Below are 20,001 nucleotides of genomic sequence, written 5' to 3' on the forward strand. Positions count from 1 at the left end.
TTTATCTTAGAAGGATCGTTATTATAAAAGTTTAAAATGTTTCATTTTGTTAAAACAGCCATTAAAAAAAAGTTAAAGTTAGTATCAATTTTAGCTTTCGGATTAGTTCTGACCACTTATTCACAGGAAATTCAATATGAAACCAAGCAGAACATTCCTTATTACAATGCTTCGATAAACCTGGCTGATGAGTACATAAATGAGCGTTGTGTCTTAGATATTTATTACCCGAAGAATACAAAGGATTTTCCAACAATCGTATGGTTCCATGGAGGCGGATTAACCGGTGGTGAGAAAGAAATTCCTGAACAGCTTATGGGCAAAGGCGTTTGTATAGTAGCTGTCAATTATCGATTGTCTCCAAAAGTGAAGGCCCCCATATATATTGATGATGCGGCCGCGGCTGTAAGTTGGGTCTTTAAGAATGTAGCTGATTTGGGCGGGGACCCTTCACTGATTTTTGTATCCGGTCATTCTGCGGGAGGTTATTTGGCCAGTATGATTGGGTTGGATAAGTCCTGGTTAAACAAATATGATATTGATGCAGATAAAATTGCCGGCCTAATCCCTTTTAGCGGACACACCATCACGCATTTTACTATCAGGGAAGAAAGAGGTATCCCCGGAACCCAGCCTATAGTTGACAGTTTAGCACCCCTCTATCACGTTCGTCCTGATGCACCTCCCTTATTGCTAATTACAGGAGACAGGGAGTTAGAACTTTTAGGGAGGTATGAGGAAAATGCCTACCTGATGCGCATGATGAAAATTGCAGGGCATAAAGAGACCACACTATATGAGTTAGATGGTTATGGGCATAGCATGACCGAACCGGCATTTCCGCTACTGTTAAAAGAAGTTCAAAGAATTAAAGAAGAGAAAAATAATGATAAATGAAAACATTAAAAAAATTTGTAATCCTTGCTTTGTTTACAATGACCTACCTGTGTCAGGCTCAGGAAATAAAGCCCGATGAGGTAAAAAAAATCATGGAACAGGTAGCCGATTGGCAAATAGCACATTTCACCGATTTATACAGCGGATCTGAAGAACCCCATCACCCATTGGATTGGACGAACGGTGCATTATACGTTGGGATGGTAAAATGGGCCGCAATGGCTGAAAATGAAAAGTATTACAATTGGCTTGTGGATATCGGGGAAAAATATGAGTGGAAATTGCACTTTCGCAAATACTTTGCTGATGACCATACTGTGGGTCAGATGTATCTTGAACTCTATCGCAAGTATAAGGATCCAAATATGATTGAACCAACAAAAGAACAGTTCAACTTTATTATGCTTCATCCCGCAAAAACTTCATTAAAGTGGAATACCCCGTATCACCAGGATCGCTGGAATTGGTGCGATGCCTTGTTTATGGCACCTCCGGTATGGGCAAAGCTTTTCAAGATTACCGGAGAACAAAAATATCTCGATTTTATGATGGCTGAATATAAAGCCACAACGGACTTTCTATTTGATAAAAAGGAGAACTTGTACTACCGGGATGAAAGTTATATGGGCAAATTGGACAATGGTACCAAAATATTTTGGTCTCGAGGTAATGGCTGGGTATTTGCCGGACTAACGAATATAATGAATGAGTTGAATCCTAACAGTGAGGAGTACAAGTATTTCCTTGGGATTTATAGAAAAATGGCAAAAAAGATACTCCAAATTCAAACACCGGCAGGTCATTGGGCAATGAGTTTATTGGGGCAGGAGTTTTATCCTACACCTGAAACAAGCGGTTCTTCATTTTATACCTATGGTCTGGCGTGGGGTATAAACAAGGGAATTTTAGATAGAGAGACTTATGGCTCAGCCGTAAAAAAAGGATGGGAAGCTATGGTTAGCTATGTAACAAAAGATGGGATGCTAGGCTTTGTCCAACCCATTGGAGCAGCTCCCGGCAAGGCCTGGGCAGATAAGACTGAAGTATATGGAACCGGAGCGTTTTTAAGTGCCGGTTCAGAAGTATACAAATTGTATGGAGGAAAATAGAACCTGCATAGACGCAAAATAAAGTTTGACTCTGCTTGATAATTATCCCTAACTTTATAATTAAAAGAAACTTTAATTATGTCAAAAGGTAAAGACTCAAAGAAAAACGTCAAAAAGGAACCGCTCTTAACTGCAAAAGAAAAAAAAGAAGCTAAAAGAAATAAAAAAGCAAAGAGGGTCTAACTTTTAAATCTTATTTCAGAACATCTCCAAAGAAACTCAAAGCGGATTTATCTTGAAGCGCTAGGGGCTGATTATATTATATCTTTACATTGAATAAATACCTTTTTAAAAAGGTAAAAAGAAAAAGATAGTGGCCCAATTTGTTCTGTGATACATTCTGCGAGCTAAATATGATTAATTTGGCTGCATTAATAAAAGAAGTATCAAATTATCCTAATAGCTTCTCTATTTCCTTCATTACTTCTTCTGCCTCGAAAACCTTGTCATCACTCAACTTACGATTCGATTTTGATATGCGATGTGCATCTTCCATCAATTTTAGATATTTTTCCTGAAGTAATTGCTTTTGAGTTTTCTTTTTAAAGATTCCGAACATAGCATGGATTTTTTGAAAAAACAACAATTACTGGATACTGTTGCTCTAGTAGCACAAAAGCATTATATGTTTATGTTTTGTGCGAGTTTATTAAACATATTAACTTATCAATCCGGTAATTTATTGTTTAGATCTCTTATTCTAAACTTCCTCTTCTATTCGAGATATTTTTTTGTTTATTCTTTAACATTTTTTATTAAACATTAATTCTATCTTTACCCTTCTGAAGTGAAGGTGTTTCTGAAAAAATAAATCCCTCATTTAGAACTAAATTTTCGTTTAAAAAACGGATAATGAAATTATTTAATAATACCACCAAATGAAAGATCAGGATTTGCTATTAAATACACTAATTGAATCAGAAGAATTATTAAACGGGTATTCGCATGAAGAAATAGGCGATGATCACCTCTTCACCGGGTTAGAAACTCCAATGAAGCCAAACGCCTTTGCAATCAGTGATGAAGCAAAAAAGGAACGTATTGCACAATTATTTGCTCAAATTATGGATGTTATGGGTCTGGACCTGAATGATGATTCACTTAGAGGTACTCCCAAACGTGTGGCTAAAATGTATATAGATGAAATCTTTTCCGGGTTAAATCCACAAAACAAACCCAAAGTGGCCCTATTTGATAATAAGTATCAGTACAATCAGATGTTGGTAGAAAAAGATATTACCTTCTATTCCAATTGCGAACATCATTTTGTGCCTATTATTGGTAAAGCACATGTGGCGTATATATCTTCAGGGAAAGTTATTGGCCTCTCAAAATTAAACCGAATAGTTCAATATTATGCCAAGAGACCACAGGTACAGGAGCGACTAACCAACCAAATAGCAGTGGAATTGCAAACCACACTTAATACCCATGATGTGGCAGTAATTATTGACGCAAAACATTTATGTGTTTCCTCGAGAGGGATTAAAGATAATACATCGGCTACTGTTACCTCATTTTACGGAGGAGCTTTTAATTCTCCTGAGAAAATTGCAGAATTACAGAATTATATCAATAATTAAACTGTACCTCCTCTTGTGTAGTTTGAGCATATTGGATAGCTGGTTTGCCTTTGTTTTTTCTCAATGCATCAAAGGTTTTTGTTAACGTTTAAAAATCCTAATTCCCGAACAGAACACAGATACCGGAATTGATTAATAATTATCAATTAAAACGAAATTATACACCTCCTAAAAGAAAATTCAAAACACAAAAAGTTCTTTAAAATACCTTTATTTATAAGGGTTTTTTAACTAATTTTAACTATTATTAATTTAATACTTATAACTAAAACCATAAGTAATGAAAAAACTAAAAACTCTATTCGCAATTATCATTTTATGTTTAGCATTTAGTACAACTATGTATAGTCAAGCCAATATTGAAGCTGGTGTTCGATTTGGTGATAATACCGGTATAGATGCTACCATACCACTCGGCATCTCACCAAGACTTCACCCTACTGTATATTTGGAAAATTTTGGTATAGGTACTTATTTTGACTGGATGTTTGCGCTTACTGACGGACCATCAGGACTAAAATTTTACCCCGGTGTCGGACCTGAATTTTTCTTCGAAAACGATTTTGATTTTAATATTGCCGGGAATTTTGGAGTAGAATATTCATTTAAATTTCCCTTGACCATTGGATTTGATTGGAGACCTGGTTTTGCGGTTACCAATGATTTTGATTTTTACACCAACAATTGGGGAATAATGGCAAGATTTCGTTTTAAAGAAGGAGGGTTTAAAAAAGTAGATTAAACACCTTCAGTTAAAATATTTTCTTTAATAAAAAAAGCTTGTTATTATCCAACAGGCTTTTTTTATTAAATGTATCATTTAACATCAAACAGAGCCAATCTTTAATTCATGAAAATAAAAAAGTCCATTCGAATTGTGTTGGGCATACTTTTATTGGGGGTATTACTAGTCATTTTTGCAAATGTCATCCTTAAATCTATTGCCAGCCCTTACCTCAATCAGGAAATTACCAAAATTAATGAGGAAAAAGAATACATCCTTAGTGTAGAAGATTTTAACATAAATATTTTTCTAGGTCGAATTAACATTGAAGGCCTAAGTATAAAACCAAAGGAGGAATTTCTTGACAGCTTAGTAAATGGCACTACAAAAGAGCGTACATTAAAGGCTATATCAGCTTCTAAAGTCACTTTTTCCGGTTGGACTTTCCTAAGTTATCTTACCAAAAAACAAATAGATGTTAAGAAAATAATTATTGACCAACTTAACTTCAATCTATACAGGCCACAAAAAAATTACCAGGTAAAGATGGTGGACAAAGAAAAGGAATCTTCTTTTTCTATAGACTCCATTTATATATCCGGAGTAAAAAAGATCTCTTTGACTGAAGTGAAAATTGAAAATTATGGATTTCATATAATTGATGCCTCCAACATGGACACCATATCGGCTTACAAAGGTAATGAGCTGATTATTGATGGTATAGATTTGGAGCCAGTTGAAGACAAAATAGGTTATTTTCATTTGGACAATAGTGCATTGGAAATTCAACTTCAAAAACAAGAATTCAACCTTTCCGGCGGATTATATGTCCTAAGTTTTGAAAATTTTCTCTATACTTTTGGAGATGAACATATTTCCATAGATGGACTAAATTTTAAGCCCCGGTTAAGTAATGCTGAGGTGATGAGTACCTCTAAATATTCTTCTGAAGTATATGATATTGCCATTAAAAACATTTCCATAGCTGGTTTTGATTTAGACCCCTTCATTCATTCCGGGGTACTATACATTGATCAGATAGCTATTGATAGCATGACCACCCTTATTGCCAAAGATAAAAGCAAGCCATTTTATGAAGACAAACGTGTCTTATTGCCTGTTCAAGGGCTTAAAAAGACTAACCAGCCCCTGCAGATAAATTCAATTAGTATTACCAATTCTTTTTTGAATTACTCTGAACAGGATAAAGCACCAAAAGACCTTTTGAATTTAGATATGTCTGAGATAAATGCAACCATCCTTAATATATCTTCTCTAAAAGACTATGTTTCGATCGATAAAGATTTAACCATTGATTTTAAGGCGAAATTATTATCCACGCCAATTGAAACCTATATTAAAATGCCCTATAATTCGTCTGATGGCCGGTTTTATTTTTCCGGCAATTCCCTTGGTGCTACAAATTTCACCTTTTTCAACTCAACTATTTTACCAGCCATAGGCGTAAAACTCGTAGGTGGGCGTTTAAATGGGTTAAGCTGGGAAGCAATTGGCAATTCTACAGCAATGGACGGCAGTTTTACAATGTTATACACAGATTTGGAGGTTGAATTATTTAAAAAGGATAATTCAGAAAATAAAGCCTTGTCATGGATAGCCAATACACTGGTAAAAAGTTCCAACCCATCTAAAAGTGGAAAGACTACAGTTTCTACTATGCATTTTGAAAGGGTTCCCTATAAAGGAATTGGCAATTACTTATGGAAATCCATACAATCAGGAATAGTAAATGCCCTGGTCCCTACCGGGAAACACGAGTCTGTGAAAACCGAAAAAGAAGAAAAACCGGTTAAGAAAAAAAAGTCAAAAAACTCGAATTAGAACCACTAAATCCTCATCTTTTTAAACCTTAAATCAGGTTTTATTCATAACTAATGACCGGTAAATAACTTAAAATAAAATTTTTGCTATTTTTATCCCCTTAAAATAATATGGTATGCTTCAAAGACTTAGAATTAGTTTAGTATTTATGATCATAGCCTATGCGACCGGCTTTTCTCAAATAGACACACTACTCCTGGATACGAATACTATCATTGTGGGGGAAGTTAAATCTATGACCAGGGGAGTCCTTACCATAGAAACCAATTACAGTGACTCTGATTTTACCATTGAATGGCTTAAGATAAAAAAAATCTATACCCAATCAGTTTTTTTGACAAGCTTAACAGACGGGAGCCGTATTGTGGGTAGTCTAAAATCCAGTGAGGATAACACCCTTATTATTACCAATAGGGAAGGGGTTATTGAAAGAGAAGTACAGATACCTGAAATAGTTTTTCTTCAGCCACTTAATAAAGGCTTTTGGAGCAGGCTTGATGCCGCTGTTGATTTTGGAATAAGTTTTACTAAAGCCAATAACTTAAAACAGTTCACCTTTGGAACCAACCTAAAGTATACTGAGGATAAATGGTCAGCACTTATCAATGCAAATATGTTGCGTTCTTCTCAGGACAATGCAGAGGATATCAGAAGGGAAGATGCCTCTTTTGTCTTTAATTACTTTCTCCCGAAAGACTGGTATCTTTCTCCTCAGGTATCCTTGCTGTCTAATACAGAACAACTTTTAGATTTGCGAACTATAGTTTCCATGGGGATTGGAAATTACATAGTAAATACCAATAAAATGTATTGGGGCGTATTAACGGGCTTGTCCTATAACAATGAACAATTTTCCAATGACGCACAAGACAGGTCGAGTTTGGAAGGAATAATAGGGACTGAACTCAATATGTTTGACATTGAAGATCTAAGTATAATTACACGTTTAATAACATACCCCAGTCTTAGCGAGAGCGGTCGTTGGCGTGTAGATTGGAATTTTGATATGAAATATGACCTGCCACTTGACTTTTATGTAAAAACCGGTATTACACTGAATTATGATAATCAGCCCACGGCCGGGGCAAGTGATTCGGATTATTACTGGAAACTGGCGTTTGGCTGGGAATGGTAATTACTTTAGTGTATTAAAAGGAGGAATACCTGCAGCTAGCATCTCCCGAAAATTTGCAGTATACAATCATTGAACCAAGGCATTTTACTGATTTTTGAATTCATTCAAAAGCAAATATAAGGGCATGAACATCTATTTGGTATTACAATAATATTTGTCGTACATCCTGCCAGGAATTTACCCGCTCAAACCCATTTGTATTTACATTATGAGGAGAGCTAAACATAATTGACCTCCCCGTAAAATTTTCGAGGTTGTATTTCCGGTCGTCTATAAGGATATCTCCCCTAAGAATGTGCTTATCCCCGCATAATATTCGCCGTTTCCAATCAATAAAAGGAAAGTGCTCATCTAACCAATAGTGTTTTTCAATTAATGAATTTGGAAATTGCATAGCCGCTGAAGCAATAAAAACGTCGTAAACTTTGGTTAATTCCCTGATTACCTCTTTACTGCCTTCAATAGGAGGCAGGGCACGAAAAAAACCTTCTTCGTGACAGTGCCCGTGAATATGGCTTCTTCGATTTTCAGGGACACTTTGCCATACTTCGCCTCCTCTACAATCCTCTACGCTAAGGTTTTCTCCGAACTCTTTGTTATAAAGTGAAATATGTGCCCTGTAGGTATCCGCTATTACCTCATCCATGTCTATAAATAATGTCATAATTGAATTTAAGTATGTGAACTACTAAAAAATCCTAATACTCAGGAAATGAGTATTAAAATGTCAATCAATTGGTAATGATTGGAGTATTAAAATTAACTAATTGATAATATATAAGTCTATTTTTTTAGCTTCAAATCGATTTTTTTTGTTTTTGTCTCTATGCCCAAAAAGATAGCCACCGTTTCCTTACCTTTAAAATTGAAATGAAAATATCCATTAAAAGGAAATATCGTTTTTTAGCGGCTATACTGCTGCTCTTATCGCTTCTCGTAGTAGTGATTTCCAATTTTACTATTGAAATTTCAGCCAGAGGCAAAACCTTTAATGATCCGGCAGTTATTCCAAAAAATAAAGTCGGCTTGGTACTTGGCACTTCAAGAATGCTTGTAGAGGGCGGTGTAAATCCATATTATGCCCATCGTATCAATGCAACCATTAACCTTTATAAAGCAGGTAAAATAGAATATGTTCTGGTAAGTGGAGATAATGGGAGCATATACTACAATGAACCTACTACGATTAAAAAAGATCTGGTAAAAAGAGGTATCCCGGGCGATAAAATTTTTCTTGATTATGCCGGTTTCCGCACTTTAGACTCTATGGTAAGAGCTAAATTTATTTTTGGCCTTGATAGTGTTACCGTAATCTCTCAGCAATTTCACAATGAACGCGCAATTTATCTGGCTGAGAAAAAAGGCCTTATGGCTATAGGTTTTAATGCAAAGGGGATTTCCGGGAAAGAAGGCATTAAAGTTCAGTTTCGTGAATATTTTGCAAGAGTAAAAGTATTTATAGATTTACTTTTAAATACACAACCCCGCTTTTACGGCGAAAAAATTGAGATAAAATAGGAGTCTCCTCTTTTTGTATAAAATAACCTATTTTAGTCACTGAAAGTTAAGCCAACCACACATGTCAAAGTTTAAAACACTACTTAAAAACCTTGGTCCGGGGTTGTTGTTTGCAAGTATGGCGATAGGCACATCACATTTGGTATTGTCAACCAAAGCAGGTGCGCAGTACGGCTGGGTTATGGTGATACCCATCATCCTTGCCAATATTTTAAAATACCCTTTTTTCGAATTCGGAATACGATATACCAACGTAACCAACAAAACCCTGATCGAAGGGTATCTCAATCGGGGTAAAGGTTATTTATGGCTTTATGCGTTTATTACCTTAGTAACCACCTTTACAATCCTGGCTGCACTTTATGTAGTTACTGCCGGATTGTTTATAAACCTGTTTAATGTTGAGAAGCTTTCTGTTGCCATGGTTGCCCTTGGTTTATTTGTATTTATTAGTACCCTGTTAATCATTGGACGCTACCGCTTTCTGGAGACCTCCTTAAAATTCGTCATCTCCATTTTATTTGTGGCTTTACTTGTTACCACATTATTAGTGATTTATAAAGGGCAGGTAGAACCGGTTTCCGGTTTTGTAAGACCTCCAATATTTAATGAGGTGGGTATCCTGTTTTTAATTGGGTTAATTGGTTGGATGCCCACAGCCGTTGAAGCTTCGAGTTGGATCAGCCTTTGGAGTCTGGAAAAATATAAATTAAATAAGGCAAAACCTACATTAAAAGAAGCATTACAGGAATTTAATTCCGGGTATTTGATGACCGCCGTCTTGGCTATTTTCTTTTTAGTCATCGGATGGTTGACCCTTTATGGTACAAATACAGAATTGAGTGGTAATGCTATCACTTTTGCAGATCAGGTGGTGCAATTGTTTACTACACATATTGGTGAATGGGCATATATCTTTATTGCAGTATCTGCCTTTGCCACCATGTTTAGCACTTGTATGACGGCTCATGACGCTATATCAAGGGTAAGTATTGACATAGTTGGTTTGCTTACCCCTAAGAATAAAGATTTTTCAGGTAGAAAGTATTACGCCTCAGGGGTTATACTTTTAGCCCTCGTTAATTTTATCGTAATCACAGCCTTTGGAGCAAATATGGGGGCCCTGGTAGCTCTTGCAACTTTTGTCTCTTTTGTTCTAGCTCCGATAGTCGGTTATATGAATCTAAAAAATGTAATGAGTCATGACCTTCCTAACCATTTTCATCCCAGTAAGGGGTTACAAGTCCTGACTTTCGCCGGAATAATATTTCTGTCGCTATTTGCAATTTATTATTGCTGGATGGTCCTTTTTTAAGATAGCAACTCAAGCCTATAAAGCGTTATCCATAACCTCTTTTACCACTTCAGGATTTAATAGCGTACTAATGTCTCCAAGATTTTCAGTGTCTTTAGAAGCGATCTTTCGTAAAATACGTCTCATGATCTTGCCACTTCGTGTTTTAGGTAAACCGGAAACAAACTGTATCTTGTCTAACTTAGCAATTGGACCAATATGTTCGGTGATTTGCTGGTTTATTTCTTTCCTAAGGTTATCTCTGTCCCTGGCTTCCCCAATTTCCTTTAGAATCACAAAGCCATAAAGTGCATTCCCTTTAATATCATGCGGGAAACCAACAATGGCAGATTCAGCCACAGCGGGATGTTCGTTTATTGCATCTTCAATTGGAGCAGTCCCCAGATTATGACCTGAAACAATGATCACATCATCAACCCGACCGGTTATCCTGTAATATCCTACTTCGTCCCTGAGGGCACCATCACCTGTAAAATATTTGTTTTTATAGGCAGTAAAATAAGTATCCCTGTACCTGTCATGATCTCCCCATATGGTTCTGGCCATTGAAGGCCACGGAAACTTGATACACAACCGTCCGTCTACCTGAATTCCCATAATTTCATGACCTTCTTCGTCCATGAGTGCAGGTTGTATTCCTATAAAGGGTAAGGTTGCATATGTTGGGGTTGTTGGGGTAACATAGGGTATAGGCGATATCATTATTCCGCCGGTCTCTGTCTGCCACCAGGTGTCTACAATGGGGCTTTTACCGTGTCCAATATTATTATTATACCAATGCCAGGCTTCTTCGTTAATTGGCTCGCCAACAGATCCTAAAACTTTAAGGGAAGAGAGATCATATTTTTCAACATAATCCAGGTTTTCCTTTGCCAATGCCCTTATTGCAGTAGGAGCAGTATAAAACTGATTTACTTTATGCTTTTCAACAACCTCCCAAAATCGTCCATAATCCGGATATGAGGGCACCCCTTCAAACATAACCGTAGTTGCCCCGTTTGCCAGGGGTCCATAAATAATATAGGAATGACCTGTAATCCAACCAATATCAGCGGTACACCAATACACATCACCATCCCTGTATTGAAATATATTTTTAAAGGTATAAGCTGTATATACCATATAGCCTGCACAGGTATGTACCATACCCTTTGGCTTGCCTGTTGACCCCGATGTATAGAGAATAAAAAGGGGGTCTTCAGAATTCATACGTTCGGCATCACTATCTGCATAGGCATTTTCCAATAATGGTTTTAACCACAAATCCCGGTTCTTCTTCATCTTTACCTTTCCTCCGGTACGCTCAACCACCAAAACCTTCTCCACGCCCGGGCATTCTTCCAGAGCCACATCAACAATACCTTTTAGGTCTATGGTTTTATTACCCCTGAAGGATCCATCAGAAGTTACCACCATTTTACAATCACAATCATTTATCCTGGTAGCCAGTGCATTTGAAGAAAATCCTGCAAAAACAACAGAATGTATGGCACCAACCCTGGCGCAGGCTAATACTGTATAGGCCAATTCTGGAATCATGGGGAGGTATACACAAACACGGTCCCCTTTTTTTATTCCGTTTTCCTTGAGTACATTAGCCATTCTGCATACGCTTTCATGCAATTGTCCATAGGTAATATGCTGTGCTTCTTCTTTAGGATCATTAGGTTCGAAAATGATTGCAGTATTATTGCGTTTAGTTGGCAGGTGCCTGTCAAGACAGTTTTCCGTTATGTTAAGCTCCGCACCTTCAAACCATTTAATTTCGGGTTTTGTAAAATCCCAACTTAGCACTCTATCCCATTTTGAACGCCAAACAAAATGCTCTTCTGCTATTTCTTCCCAAAAAGCTTCAGGATTTTGAACAGACTTACGATATACCTGAAAATATTCTTCTAAATGTTTAATGTGATAATTACTCATGCCAACTATTTTTTTAATGCGAATTTGCTTCCATAACACCGCTAGGTATTCGAATATTCTCCACAATTTCCTGCACCTCCTTTGGAGGATCGGGTGTAAATAAGGATATAATTATAGATACCATAAAGTTAAGCAACATAGCTACAGTTCCAAAGCCTTCGGGAGAAATTCCAAACCACCAATCTTTCGATGTCCCACCTCCAAACATATCGAATTTAAATTTTAACATATAAAACAACATGGCTACCATACCGGCAATCATACCGGCCACCGCGCCCTCTTTATTCATTTTTTTATAAAAAATACCCATTACTATGGCAGGGAAAAAAGAGGCAGCGGCTAAACCAAATGCAAGGGCAACCGTAGCCGCAACAAAATCCGGAGGGTTTATCCCGAAATACCCAGCGATACAAACTGCTACAACGGCCGACATCCTTGCAATTACCAATTCATTTTTATCTGAAATATCTGGTTTGAATTGTTTTTTAATCAGATCATGTGAGATTGACGTGGAGATAACCAATAACAAACCTGCCGCAGTAGAAAGTGCAGCTGCCAATCCTCCGGCCGCTACCAATGCAATTACCCAATTGGGCAAATTAGCTATCTCAGGGTTAGCGAGTACAATAATATCCTTATCTACTTCCAATTCATTAATCATGGGGTCCGCTACATACTGAATAATCCCATCGGAATTTTTATCATCAAATTTTAAGAGGCCGGTGGATTCCCATTTAGAGAACCACGCGGGCATCTCAGCATAATTTTTATTGCTTACGGTCTCAATTAAATTTGTTCTGGCAAAAACGGCAATCGCAGGGGCCGTGGTATACAAGATGGCTATAAAAAACAGGGCATAACCCGCAGATTTTCGGGCATCCTTTACTTTAGGTACCGTAAAAAACCTGACAATGACATGAGGTAATCCTGCAGTTCCTACCATTAAAGCCGCAGTAATAAAAAATACGTCAATCATAGGCTTGGAGCCCTTAGTGTATTCATCAAATCCAAGCTCCGTCGATAATCCGTCTAACTTGTCCAGCAAGGAAACACTTTCACCAATTACATTACTACCCATTCCTAATTGAGGAATTGAATTACCGGTCATCTGAATGGAAATAAATATAGCAGGCACCATAAAAGCAAAAATCAATACGCAATACTGGGCCACCTGGGTATAGGTAATACCCTTCATGCCCCCCAAAACGGCATAAAACAATACGATGATCATACCAATAATTACACCTGTATTTATAGGAACTTCCAGAAATCTGGAAAAAACGAGGCCTACCCCCCGCATTTGACCTGCCACATAGGTAAATGAAACCATAAGGGCACATACAACAGCCACTGAACGCGCTATATTGGAATAGTAGCGATCGCCTATAAAATCTGGCACGGTAAATTGTCCAAATTTTCTAAGATAGGGTGCCAGCAGAAGTGCCAGAAGCACATATCCGCCGGTCCATCCCATTAAATATACAGAACCGTCATAACCGTCAAATGATATTAATCCGGCCATTCCCAAAAAAGACGCAGCCGACATCCAGTCTGCGGCTGTAGCTAATCCATTCGCCCAGGCAGGAACGTGGCCCCCGGCAACATAAAAATCTTTGGTAGAACTGGCCCTGGACCAGATGGCTATTCCTATATAAAGTAAAAAAGTAAAGACAACAATGGTTAGTGTCCAGGTTTGTACATCCATGCACTGTAAAAGTTTGGTTGGTTTAATTTATTCGTCGAACCCGTATTTCTTATCAAGGCGGTTCATCAATATGACATATATGAATATGAGCACAACAAAGACATAAATGGATCCCTGCTGTGCAAACCAAAAACCGAGCTTAAATCCCCCCAGGGAAATAGTATCCAAGGTTTCCTTGAACAGAATTCCAAAACCATAGGATACTAAAAACCAAATACCTAACAAAATAGAAAGGTATTGCAGGTTTTTTTTCCAATATCCCTTAGCTCTAGAATCGCGACTCATATAAAATTTATTTCTTTAAATATAAGTATTCCAAATAATTAAAAGGTATGCCGGAGCAAAATTTTGGTTTGCCCGCATGGAGCTATTTTACCGATTATGGCGACATATGCTTTTATGGAATCATTGTGGAATGTTAAGGAGATTCCCTGTAGGAATCGTCAGAACCTAATAAATGAGGTCATAATTTAAGACAACTATCAATTGCCGCTCATTCTGGTTATGTAATTGCTCCAGACAGAATACTCCATTCTTACAAGAATTGATTATTTTATCCTCTCCGTAACCAATTGCGTACAGAATATTTGAAGTTGAAACACCATGCTGTTCTAAATAGTCCTTTATGGCATCTGCCCGCTGCTGTGATAATCTAAAATTTGTAGCACCTCCACCACGACTATCGGTATGAGATTCTATTCGTAATTGTAATTGAGGAAAACTTTTAACCACGAGTACGGCTTTGTCCAGCTCAGCAGCAACCTCAGGAGTTATAACGGACCTGCCTTTTTGAAAATAGAACTTCTTCAATTTGAGTACCGTCTGATCCTCCTTTTCTTCTACAAGGTCATCCAGAAAAAGAAGGTCCATATCAACGGAACCATTCTCCTCAAGGTTTTCGATTGCAGCTTCATCAAAAGACTTGATTTGTGAAGAATATCGTTCTTTGGAAACCTCAAGTACAACAGAATCTCTCCAGGGAATTTCCAATCTGTAGGTGCCATCTTCATTGGAATAAATTTCTTTAATTAAGTTTTGCTCTGTATCGTAAATTCTAACTGCTGCCTTAGAAACTCCTTCTTTAGAGCCAGAATTAGTTACCTGTCCCCTTAACACCAATGTTTTAAGACCTGGTTTCTCATCTACATTAAATCCATAAATATCATCTTTGCCTTTACCTTCAGCCCTGTTTGATGAAAAATAACCCGTAAGCCCCTCGGTTTTATTATTTTTAATAATGAACCCAAAATCATCCTCCGCAGAATTAAGACCTAAACCCAAATTAACCGGGATGCTAAAAGATTCATCGCCTTGCATTTCTGATTTATAAATATCCATGCCTCCCAGGCCATAAAAGATATCCGATGCAAAATAAAGGCTATTTTCAAAGACAAAAGGTGAGACCTCATTGCCCGGAGTATTTATCCTTGACCCCAAATTTATGGGTGCAGACATGATCTTTCCTTCGTTAGTATCTACATAATAAAGATCTGTGCCCCCAAATCCTTCAGGGAAATTAGCTGCAAAGTAAAGTCTGCTGGTGTTTGCATCATAGAACGGATAATAAAAAGATGTACTTGGATCTCTTAAGAGATATTGTGCAGATTCTTCCCCGGCAGCCATCATAACGGCCAGGCTATTTTTTCCGTTTTCATCAAAAATCAGCTGACCCTCCTGAGTATTTGAACTCACATAAAAAACAGCATCCTTGGTTTCTGAATAGAACGGTGTTGCCTGATGAAAATCTGACTCAGGGACACCTAAAAACGGATTGGGATTGAGAATCTGACCATCAACCCCAACTTTGGCTACAAATATTTCCAGGTATTCTTTTTCCTTGTTTCCTTTTTTAGTATTGGCTTTAAGACTTCTGGTACTGGTAAAAAGTAATTTATCATCCTTGTAAAAAGATGGTGAAAAATCAGAGGCCGGACCATTGGAATTGATATTAAAAATTTGATAATTGAGGTCATTGGCAATTTCAGAATCCTGAAGTTCATAATTAAATTCCGCGTTTTCCAGTAGCTCGTTGGATAAAACATCTGTCTTTGTTGCAAGAAACGCCTTCACTCTGTCCTGGCCGGAAGTTTTTGCCATGGCCTGCAACATATTATTAAAGTGATAGGTAGATATTTCAGTATCCTCCTTATATATTGAAAGATACGTATCCATTGCATTTTTATAATTGTTCGTGCGCAAATAAGAATCTGCTAAATTGAGTATTTGTCTTTTACTTAAGGGTTTTTCGTTTTTTTCCTTTTTATATTCAATAATTGCCTGGGGATATTTGTACTCAAAAAAGAAGTCATCGCCTTTTGATTTTTTATCCTGGGCAAAAGAAAAGCTGCTAACCAACAAAAAAGCTATCAGAATTAAGAATTTATATTTCATTGCCTTTACGTTTAGAAAAACCTTGGTGAATCTATTTGTTTTGGTTTGCCCTTTAGATTTTCGTTTTTATCTACTTTAGTTTTAGCGCCTCTTCCAACATAAAACTTGAGTATTATTTCGTGTGAACCACTATTATATTGACCTATTGGATTCGTGTTATAATCGTAAGAATATCCAGCAAACATGCTGTTGGATATCTGAAATCCTACCAACCCACTTATTGCATTATCAAACCTATAAGAGGCCCCGGCAGTTAACACATCATTAATTAGAAAGTTAGCTGATAAATTTGCAGTTGCCGGTGCTCCCGAAATAAAATTTGCTAAAAAAGCAGGTTTAAATTTAAGATTTTCAGATAAATCAAAAACATAACCCCCTATAAAATTAAACTGAAGTCCATCATCTACTACCTGGGCTACATCATCGTTGTAAAGACCGCCAGGCAAAAAGTTAGGTGCCGATGCCCCTATGTACCATTTGTCCTGATATAAAAATAACCCCGCCCCAACAGTGGGATAAAACTCGTTGATTTGTTGCCTACCCAAAATAGGCTCTCCAGGGTTTTCAAAATCTCCTTTGGAAAAATCGACATTTAAAAATGACCCCCCTACATCCATACCAAAAGACAATTTTGTATTTGCAGAAAGAGATAGTTGGTACGAATAGGAAATATCTACAAAAGTATTTGTTGTTGGTCCCAGCTGATCACTTTGAACATTAAAACCAAGCCCCATTTTGTCATTGTCCAATGGATAATTAACGCCAAACCTAATGGTCCTGGGGGCACCCTCAATATCTATCCATTGTGCCCTGTACAGGCCTGTAATATCTATATTTTCTACAGTTCCCACATAGGCAGGATTAAAACTGCCAATATTATACATATATTGGGTGTACTGAGGTTCCTGTTGGGAATACCCCGTACTACACATGGCTAGTAAAAAGCCAAGTAGTAGAAAGACATTGCTATATAAAGATCTGCTTGAGGTACAAGTCATTATTTTTATCATCTTATGAGCTGAATCCAGCCTTTTCTAATTTCTGAACCATCTCCTAAATCCAGTACATAATAATAGGTGCCTGCAGATAACTGTTCACCGTTTCTTGTTCCATCCCAGGTATTCCCATCTGTCATGCCCTGAGCTTCAAATACCTTATTTCCATATCTGTTAAAAATCTCAAGGGAATTGTTTGGATAATTTTCCAGGTTATTAATCTTAAGCAGGTCGTTTGTTCCATCACCATTGGGCGAAAACTGATTAAAGAGGAAGCCGGGTTCCGTGCTGGTTGGTTCGTTTACATTAACCCGGACAAATGCTTCCGGATTCGCTCCTGGCACCAGAGGAGGACTAAGTATGGTTGCGGTATTGCCCCAAATACCTGATCTGGGAACCCTTACGGTAATCTGTAGTGTCGCCTGCTGGTTTAGCTGTAAGCTGGGTATTTCCCATAAACCACTAGCACGGGTGTAAGCGCCTATGTCAGCAATATGAGAGATATACTCGAACTCAGTATCCGGAGTGTCCGGTATTATATCTTCAACCACAATTTGAGATACCGTTCCCTCTAAGGATTGGTTAGTAACTAGAATTGTAAATACAACTTCTTCTCCCACTAATGGGTTTGCGCTCTCTACAGTTTTTTCAATTAACAGGTTTACCTCTTCAGGCGCGCCAATACTTAGCGTTACAGTATCCTCGTTATTGGCATCATTGTTATCCACTGGTAAGGAACTTATAAGTGTCGCAGTATTGGAATAAATCCCCTGATCTAAAACTATTGCTGTAATATTGAGGGTTGCACTGGCCAAAGGCTGCAATTCATCAATAACCCATTCTCCGGTTGTATTGTCATATGTTCCCAGAGAAGCGGTCTCGGATACATATTCAAAGCCACTTTGCAATACATCGCTTATGAGTACATCCGATACAGTGCTGTCTGCAAGATTGTTTACAGTAACGGTAAAGATAACTTCCTGCCCAACCTGGACAATTTGAACGTCTACGCTTTTGGTAATTTCAAGATCAATACCCGTGCCTGTGCCATCATCATTAATTATTGTTCCCAGTGAGGTTGCTGTAGCAAGGGTTGCTCCACCGCTGGGATTGCTTAAAGTAACGGTAAAAGTTTCATCAGGTTCTACAGTTAGATCGCCATTTACATTTATATTCAAAGTCCCTACAGAGGAGCCTGCAATAAAATTTGCAGTGCCACTGGGTAATGTGCCTCCTACAAAGTCCTCTTCATCTGCAGGATTTTGACCGCTACCTGTAACAGCATAGTCAACCGTAGCTGCCACAGATATATCACCCGTACGGCTTAGACTAAAACCAAAGACCGTAGTACCATTATTGCCCTCAAGAAGAGTCACGCCAGCCCCAATAGAAATATCATTAATACAATCCGTTACCGTTATGGTTACTGTAACCGTCTGGTCTACACATGGTGGAACCGCCGTATTAGTGGTATAAGCAAACTCATAATTCCCGACTGCAAGCCCGCTGAAATCCACAACATTTTGTCCGTCGATAATAACATTTCCTTCTGAGGGATCGGTTGTTATTGCCCATGTACCAGGATCTGCACCAATTAGGAGATCATCGAGATCTACTGTTGTAATACCATTGTCTGCAACATTACATGCAGAGCCGTTTACAGGTGTCCCCGGAGAGGGTTCTATATTTACGGCAACTGTTACCTCCTGTCTTGCCGAAGTACAACCATTGGCCGTAGCCTCTACCCAAAAGGAAGTTGTTTCTGTTAAAATAGGGGTTGTATACGTATCTGTATTAGATAAAACAAGCGTATCCAAAGGATCATCTGTTGCATACCAGTTAAAATTTGGATTAGTTGTGCCGGGAGGGATTATGCCTTCAACAGTAAGTACTGCCTGCCCGGATCCACAGAGGGTCTCGCTTCTTGTAGCTGTTATGACAGGGGTATTATTAACTACAAGAGTAACCTCTGAAGAAGGGCTCCAGCATAAGTCATCCGTAGCATAAAAAAAAGCATAATACGTACCTGTGGTAGGATTGTCTATCTCGGCCTGAGTTAAATGATCGCTAGCAGGATCCGTTGGATTAGGGTTCCTGCTCCAGACTAAAATAGTGCCCGATGGTGAGCTGCCATCCGTATAATCATCTAAACTAAGGGAGACAGGTATTTCATCACAATACCCACGGGGTACAATATCGGCAGGAATTAAAATCGGCGGTGCAACATCACAATCGAATTCACATGTGGTTACGGTTATTGTAACTGTACTTGTGGCCTCTGAGCAAGCCCCCTGCGCTGTATTGGTGGTATAGGTATATACATAGACACCCACGTCCTCACCGTCAAACTGAACTCTATTACTATCATCCGGAGCTACCTCGGCCGGGCCACTGGTCCAGGACCAATCTCCATTATCTTCCCCTGTGATGAAGTTATCTAATTCTACTCTTGTTACACTATTTCTCCCTCGATTGCAGGCTGCTGTATTCGTGGTAGTACCGGCAGAAGGTGTTGTGTTAAATTGAAGATCTATCTGCAATACCTGACTGGCACAATCATTAAGTGCATCATAGAAAAACCCATAATAGTTATCAGAACCTGTTACTACGCTACTTGATAAATGCGCTCCCGTATTTAATGGATCAGAATTTGTACTCCATGTAAGTACTGAATTAGGTGGTGCCGGGGTATTTGTATACGCATCTAAATCCTGACCGTTGCTATCGCATAATTCCGTGGGCACACCCCCATTTAAAAGCGGGGCAGAAGTACCGGCAGCACAATCGTCATCATTAAGTATCGTATAGGTTGTAGATGTTATTCCTGCCAAACTTGCATCTCCCGTAGCTCCAACTAAATCCAG

General features: G+C 38.2%; 16 protein-coding genes. 8 read left to right on the top strand and 8 right to left on the bottom strand.

The window, feature by feature from the left end; genetic code table 11:
- The first annotated feature begins 36 nt into the window (after positions 1-36).
- A complete protein-coding gene (locus Q0874_RS14595) occupies positions 37-897 on the top strand; it encodes an alpha/beta hydrolase (protein WP_299164252.1) in 861 nt (286 codons plus the stop codon).
- Positions 894-2,006 (top strand): glycoside hydrolase family 88 protein, encoded by a 1,113-nt coding sequence (locus tag Q0874_RS14600; protein ID WP_299164253.1) that lies wholly within the window; start codon positions 894-896, stop codon positions 2,004-2,006. Before Q0874_RS14595 ends, Q0874_RS14600 begins: the two co-directional genes overlap by 4 nt.
- A 391-nt stretch (positions 2,007-2,397) precedes the next feature.
- On the opposite strand, the gene Q0874_RS14605 is transcribed toward Q0874_RS14600, so the two are convergent.
- Positions 2,398-2,565, bottom strand: coding sequence for a Lacal_2735 family protein (locus Q0874_RS14605; protein ID WP_299164254.1), 168 nt, complete (start codon positions 2,563-2,565; stop codon positions 2,398-2,400).
- A gap of 319 nt (positions 2,566-2,884) precedes the next feature.
- On the opposite strand from Q0874_RS14605, the gene folE reads away from it, so the two are divergent.
- From folE to Q0874_RS14625, 4 genes are all read left to right on the top strand, one after another.
- A complete protein-coding gene (folE, locus tag Q0874_RS14610) occupies positions 2,885-3,589 on the top strand; it encodes a GTP cyclohydrolase I FolE (RefSeq protein WP_299164255.1) in 705 nt (234 codons plus the stop codon).
- Positions 3,590-3,869: 280 nt separating this feature from the next.
- Positions 3,870-4,331 carry a hypothetical protein gene (locus Q0874_RS14615; RefSeq protein WP_299164256.1) on the top strand — a complete coding sequence of 154 codons (462 nt, stop codon included), beginning with the start codon at positions 3,870-3,872 and terminating at the stop codon, positions 4,329-4,331.
- A 108-nt stretch (positions 4,332-4,439) separates the two neighbouring features.
- Positions 4,440-6,155, top strand: a complete 1,716-nt coding sequence (locus tag Q0874_RS14620; protein WP_299164257.1) for a hypothetical protein — start codon at positions 4,440-4,442, stop codon at positions 6,153-6,155.
- Positions 6,156-6,270: 115 nt separating this feature from the next.
- Positions 6,271-7,290 (top strand): DUF481 domain-containing protein, encoded by a 1,020-nt coding sequence (locus Q0874_RS14625; RefSeq protein ID WP_299164258.1) that lies wholly within the window; start codon positions 6,271-6,273, stop codon positions 7,288-7,290.
- A 142-nt stretch (positions 7,291-7,432) separates the two neighbouring features.
- Here Q0874_RS14625 and Q0874_RS14630 read toward each other — a convergent pair whose 3' ends face one another.
- Positions 7,433-7,954: a 5'(3')-deoxyribonucleotidase gene (locus Q0874_RS14630; RefSeq protein WP_299164259.1), complete on the bottom strand. Its 522-nt coding sequence runs from the start codon at positions 7,952-7,954 to the stop codon at positions 7,433-7,435.
- Between the two features lie 206 nt (positions 7,955-8,160).
- On the opposite strand from Q0874_RS14630, the gene Q0874_RS14635 reads away from it, so the two are divergent.
- Together Q0874_RS14635 and Q0874_RS14640 are read left to right on the top strand one after the other, a co-directional pair.
- Entirely contained in the window at positions 8,161-8,808 is a 648-nt protein-coding gene (locus Q0874_RS14635; protein WP_299164260.1) for an ElyC/SanA/YdcF family protein, read from the top strand.
- A gap of 61 nt (positions 8,809-8,869) precedes the next feature.
- Positions 8,870-10,123, top strand: a complete 1,254-nt coding sequence (locus Q0874_RS14640; protein WP_299164261.1) for an NRAMP family divalent metal transporter — start codon at positions 8,870-8,872, stop codon at positions 10,121-10,123.
- Positions 10,124-10,138: 15 nt separating this feature from the next.
- Here the strand turns inward: Q0874_RS14640 and acs are convergent, their stop codons facing one another.
- From acs to Q0874_RS14670, 6 genes are all read right to left on the bottom strand, one after another.
- Complete coding sequence (gene acs / locus Q0874_RS14645) at positions 10,139-12,046, bottom strand: acetate--CoA ligase (protein ID WP_299164262.1); 1,908 nt, start codon at positions 12,044-12,046, stop codon at positions 10,139-10,141.
- A gap of 13 nt (positions 12,047-12,059) precedes the next feature.
- A complete protein-coding gene (locus Q0874_RS14650) occupies positions 12,060-13,751 on the bottom strand; it encodes a sodium:solute symporter family protein (RefSeq protein ID WP_299164263.1) in 1,692 nt (563 codons plus the stop codon).
- Positions 13,752-13,778: 27 nt separating this feature from the next.
- A complete protein-coding gene (locus Q0874_RS14655) occupies positions 13,779-14,036 on the bottom strand; it encodes a DUF4212 domain-containing protein (RefSeq protein ID WP_299164264.1) in 258 nt (85 codons plus the stop codon).
- Positions 14,037-14,201: 165 nt separating this feature from the next.
- The gene (locus Q0874_RS14660) at positions 14,202-16,142 is read right to left on the bottom strand and encodes an OmpA family protein (RefSeq protein WP_299164265.1); all 1,941 of its coding nucleotides are present in this window, start codon (positions 16,140-16,142) and stop codon (positions 14,202-14,204) included.
- Positions 16,143-16,153: 11 nt separating this feature from the next.
- A complete protein-coding gene (locus tag Q0874_RS14665; RefSeq protein ID WP_299164266.1) occupies positions 16,154-17,140 on the bottom strand; it encodes a type IX secretion system membrane protein PorP/SprF in 987 nt (328 codons plus the stop codon).
- A gap of 8 nt (positions 17,141-17,148) precedes the next feature.
- On the bottom strand, positions 17,149-20,001 hold a 2,853-nt coding region (locus tag Q0874_RS14670), incomplete at its 5' end, for a gliding motility-associated C-terminal domain-containing protein (RefSeq protein ID WP_299164267.1).

It is taken from the genome of uncultured Eudoraea sp., assembly GCF_947490415.1.
Taxonomy (GTDB): domain Bacteria; phylum Bacteroidota; class Bacteroidia; order Flavobacteriales; family Flavobacteriaceae; genus Eudoraea.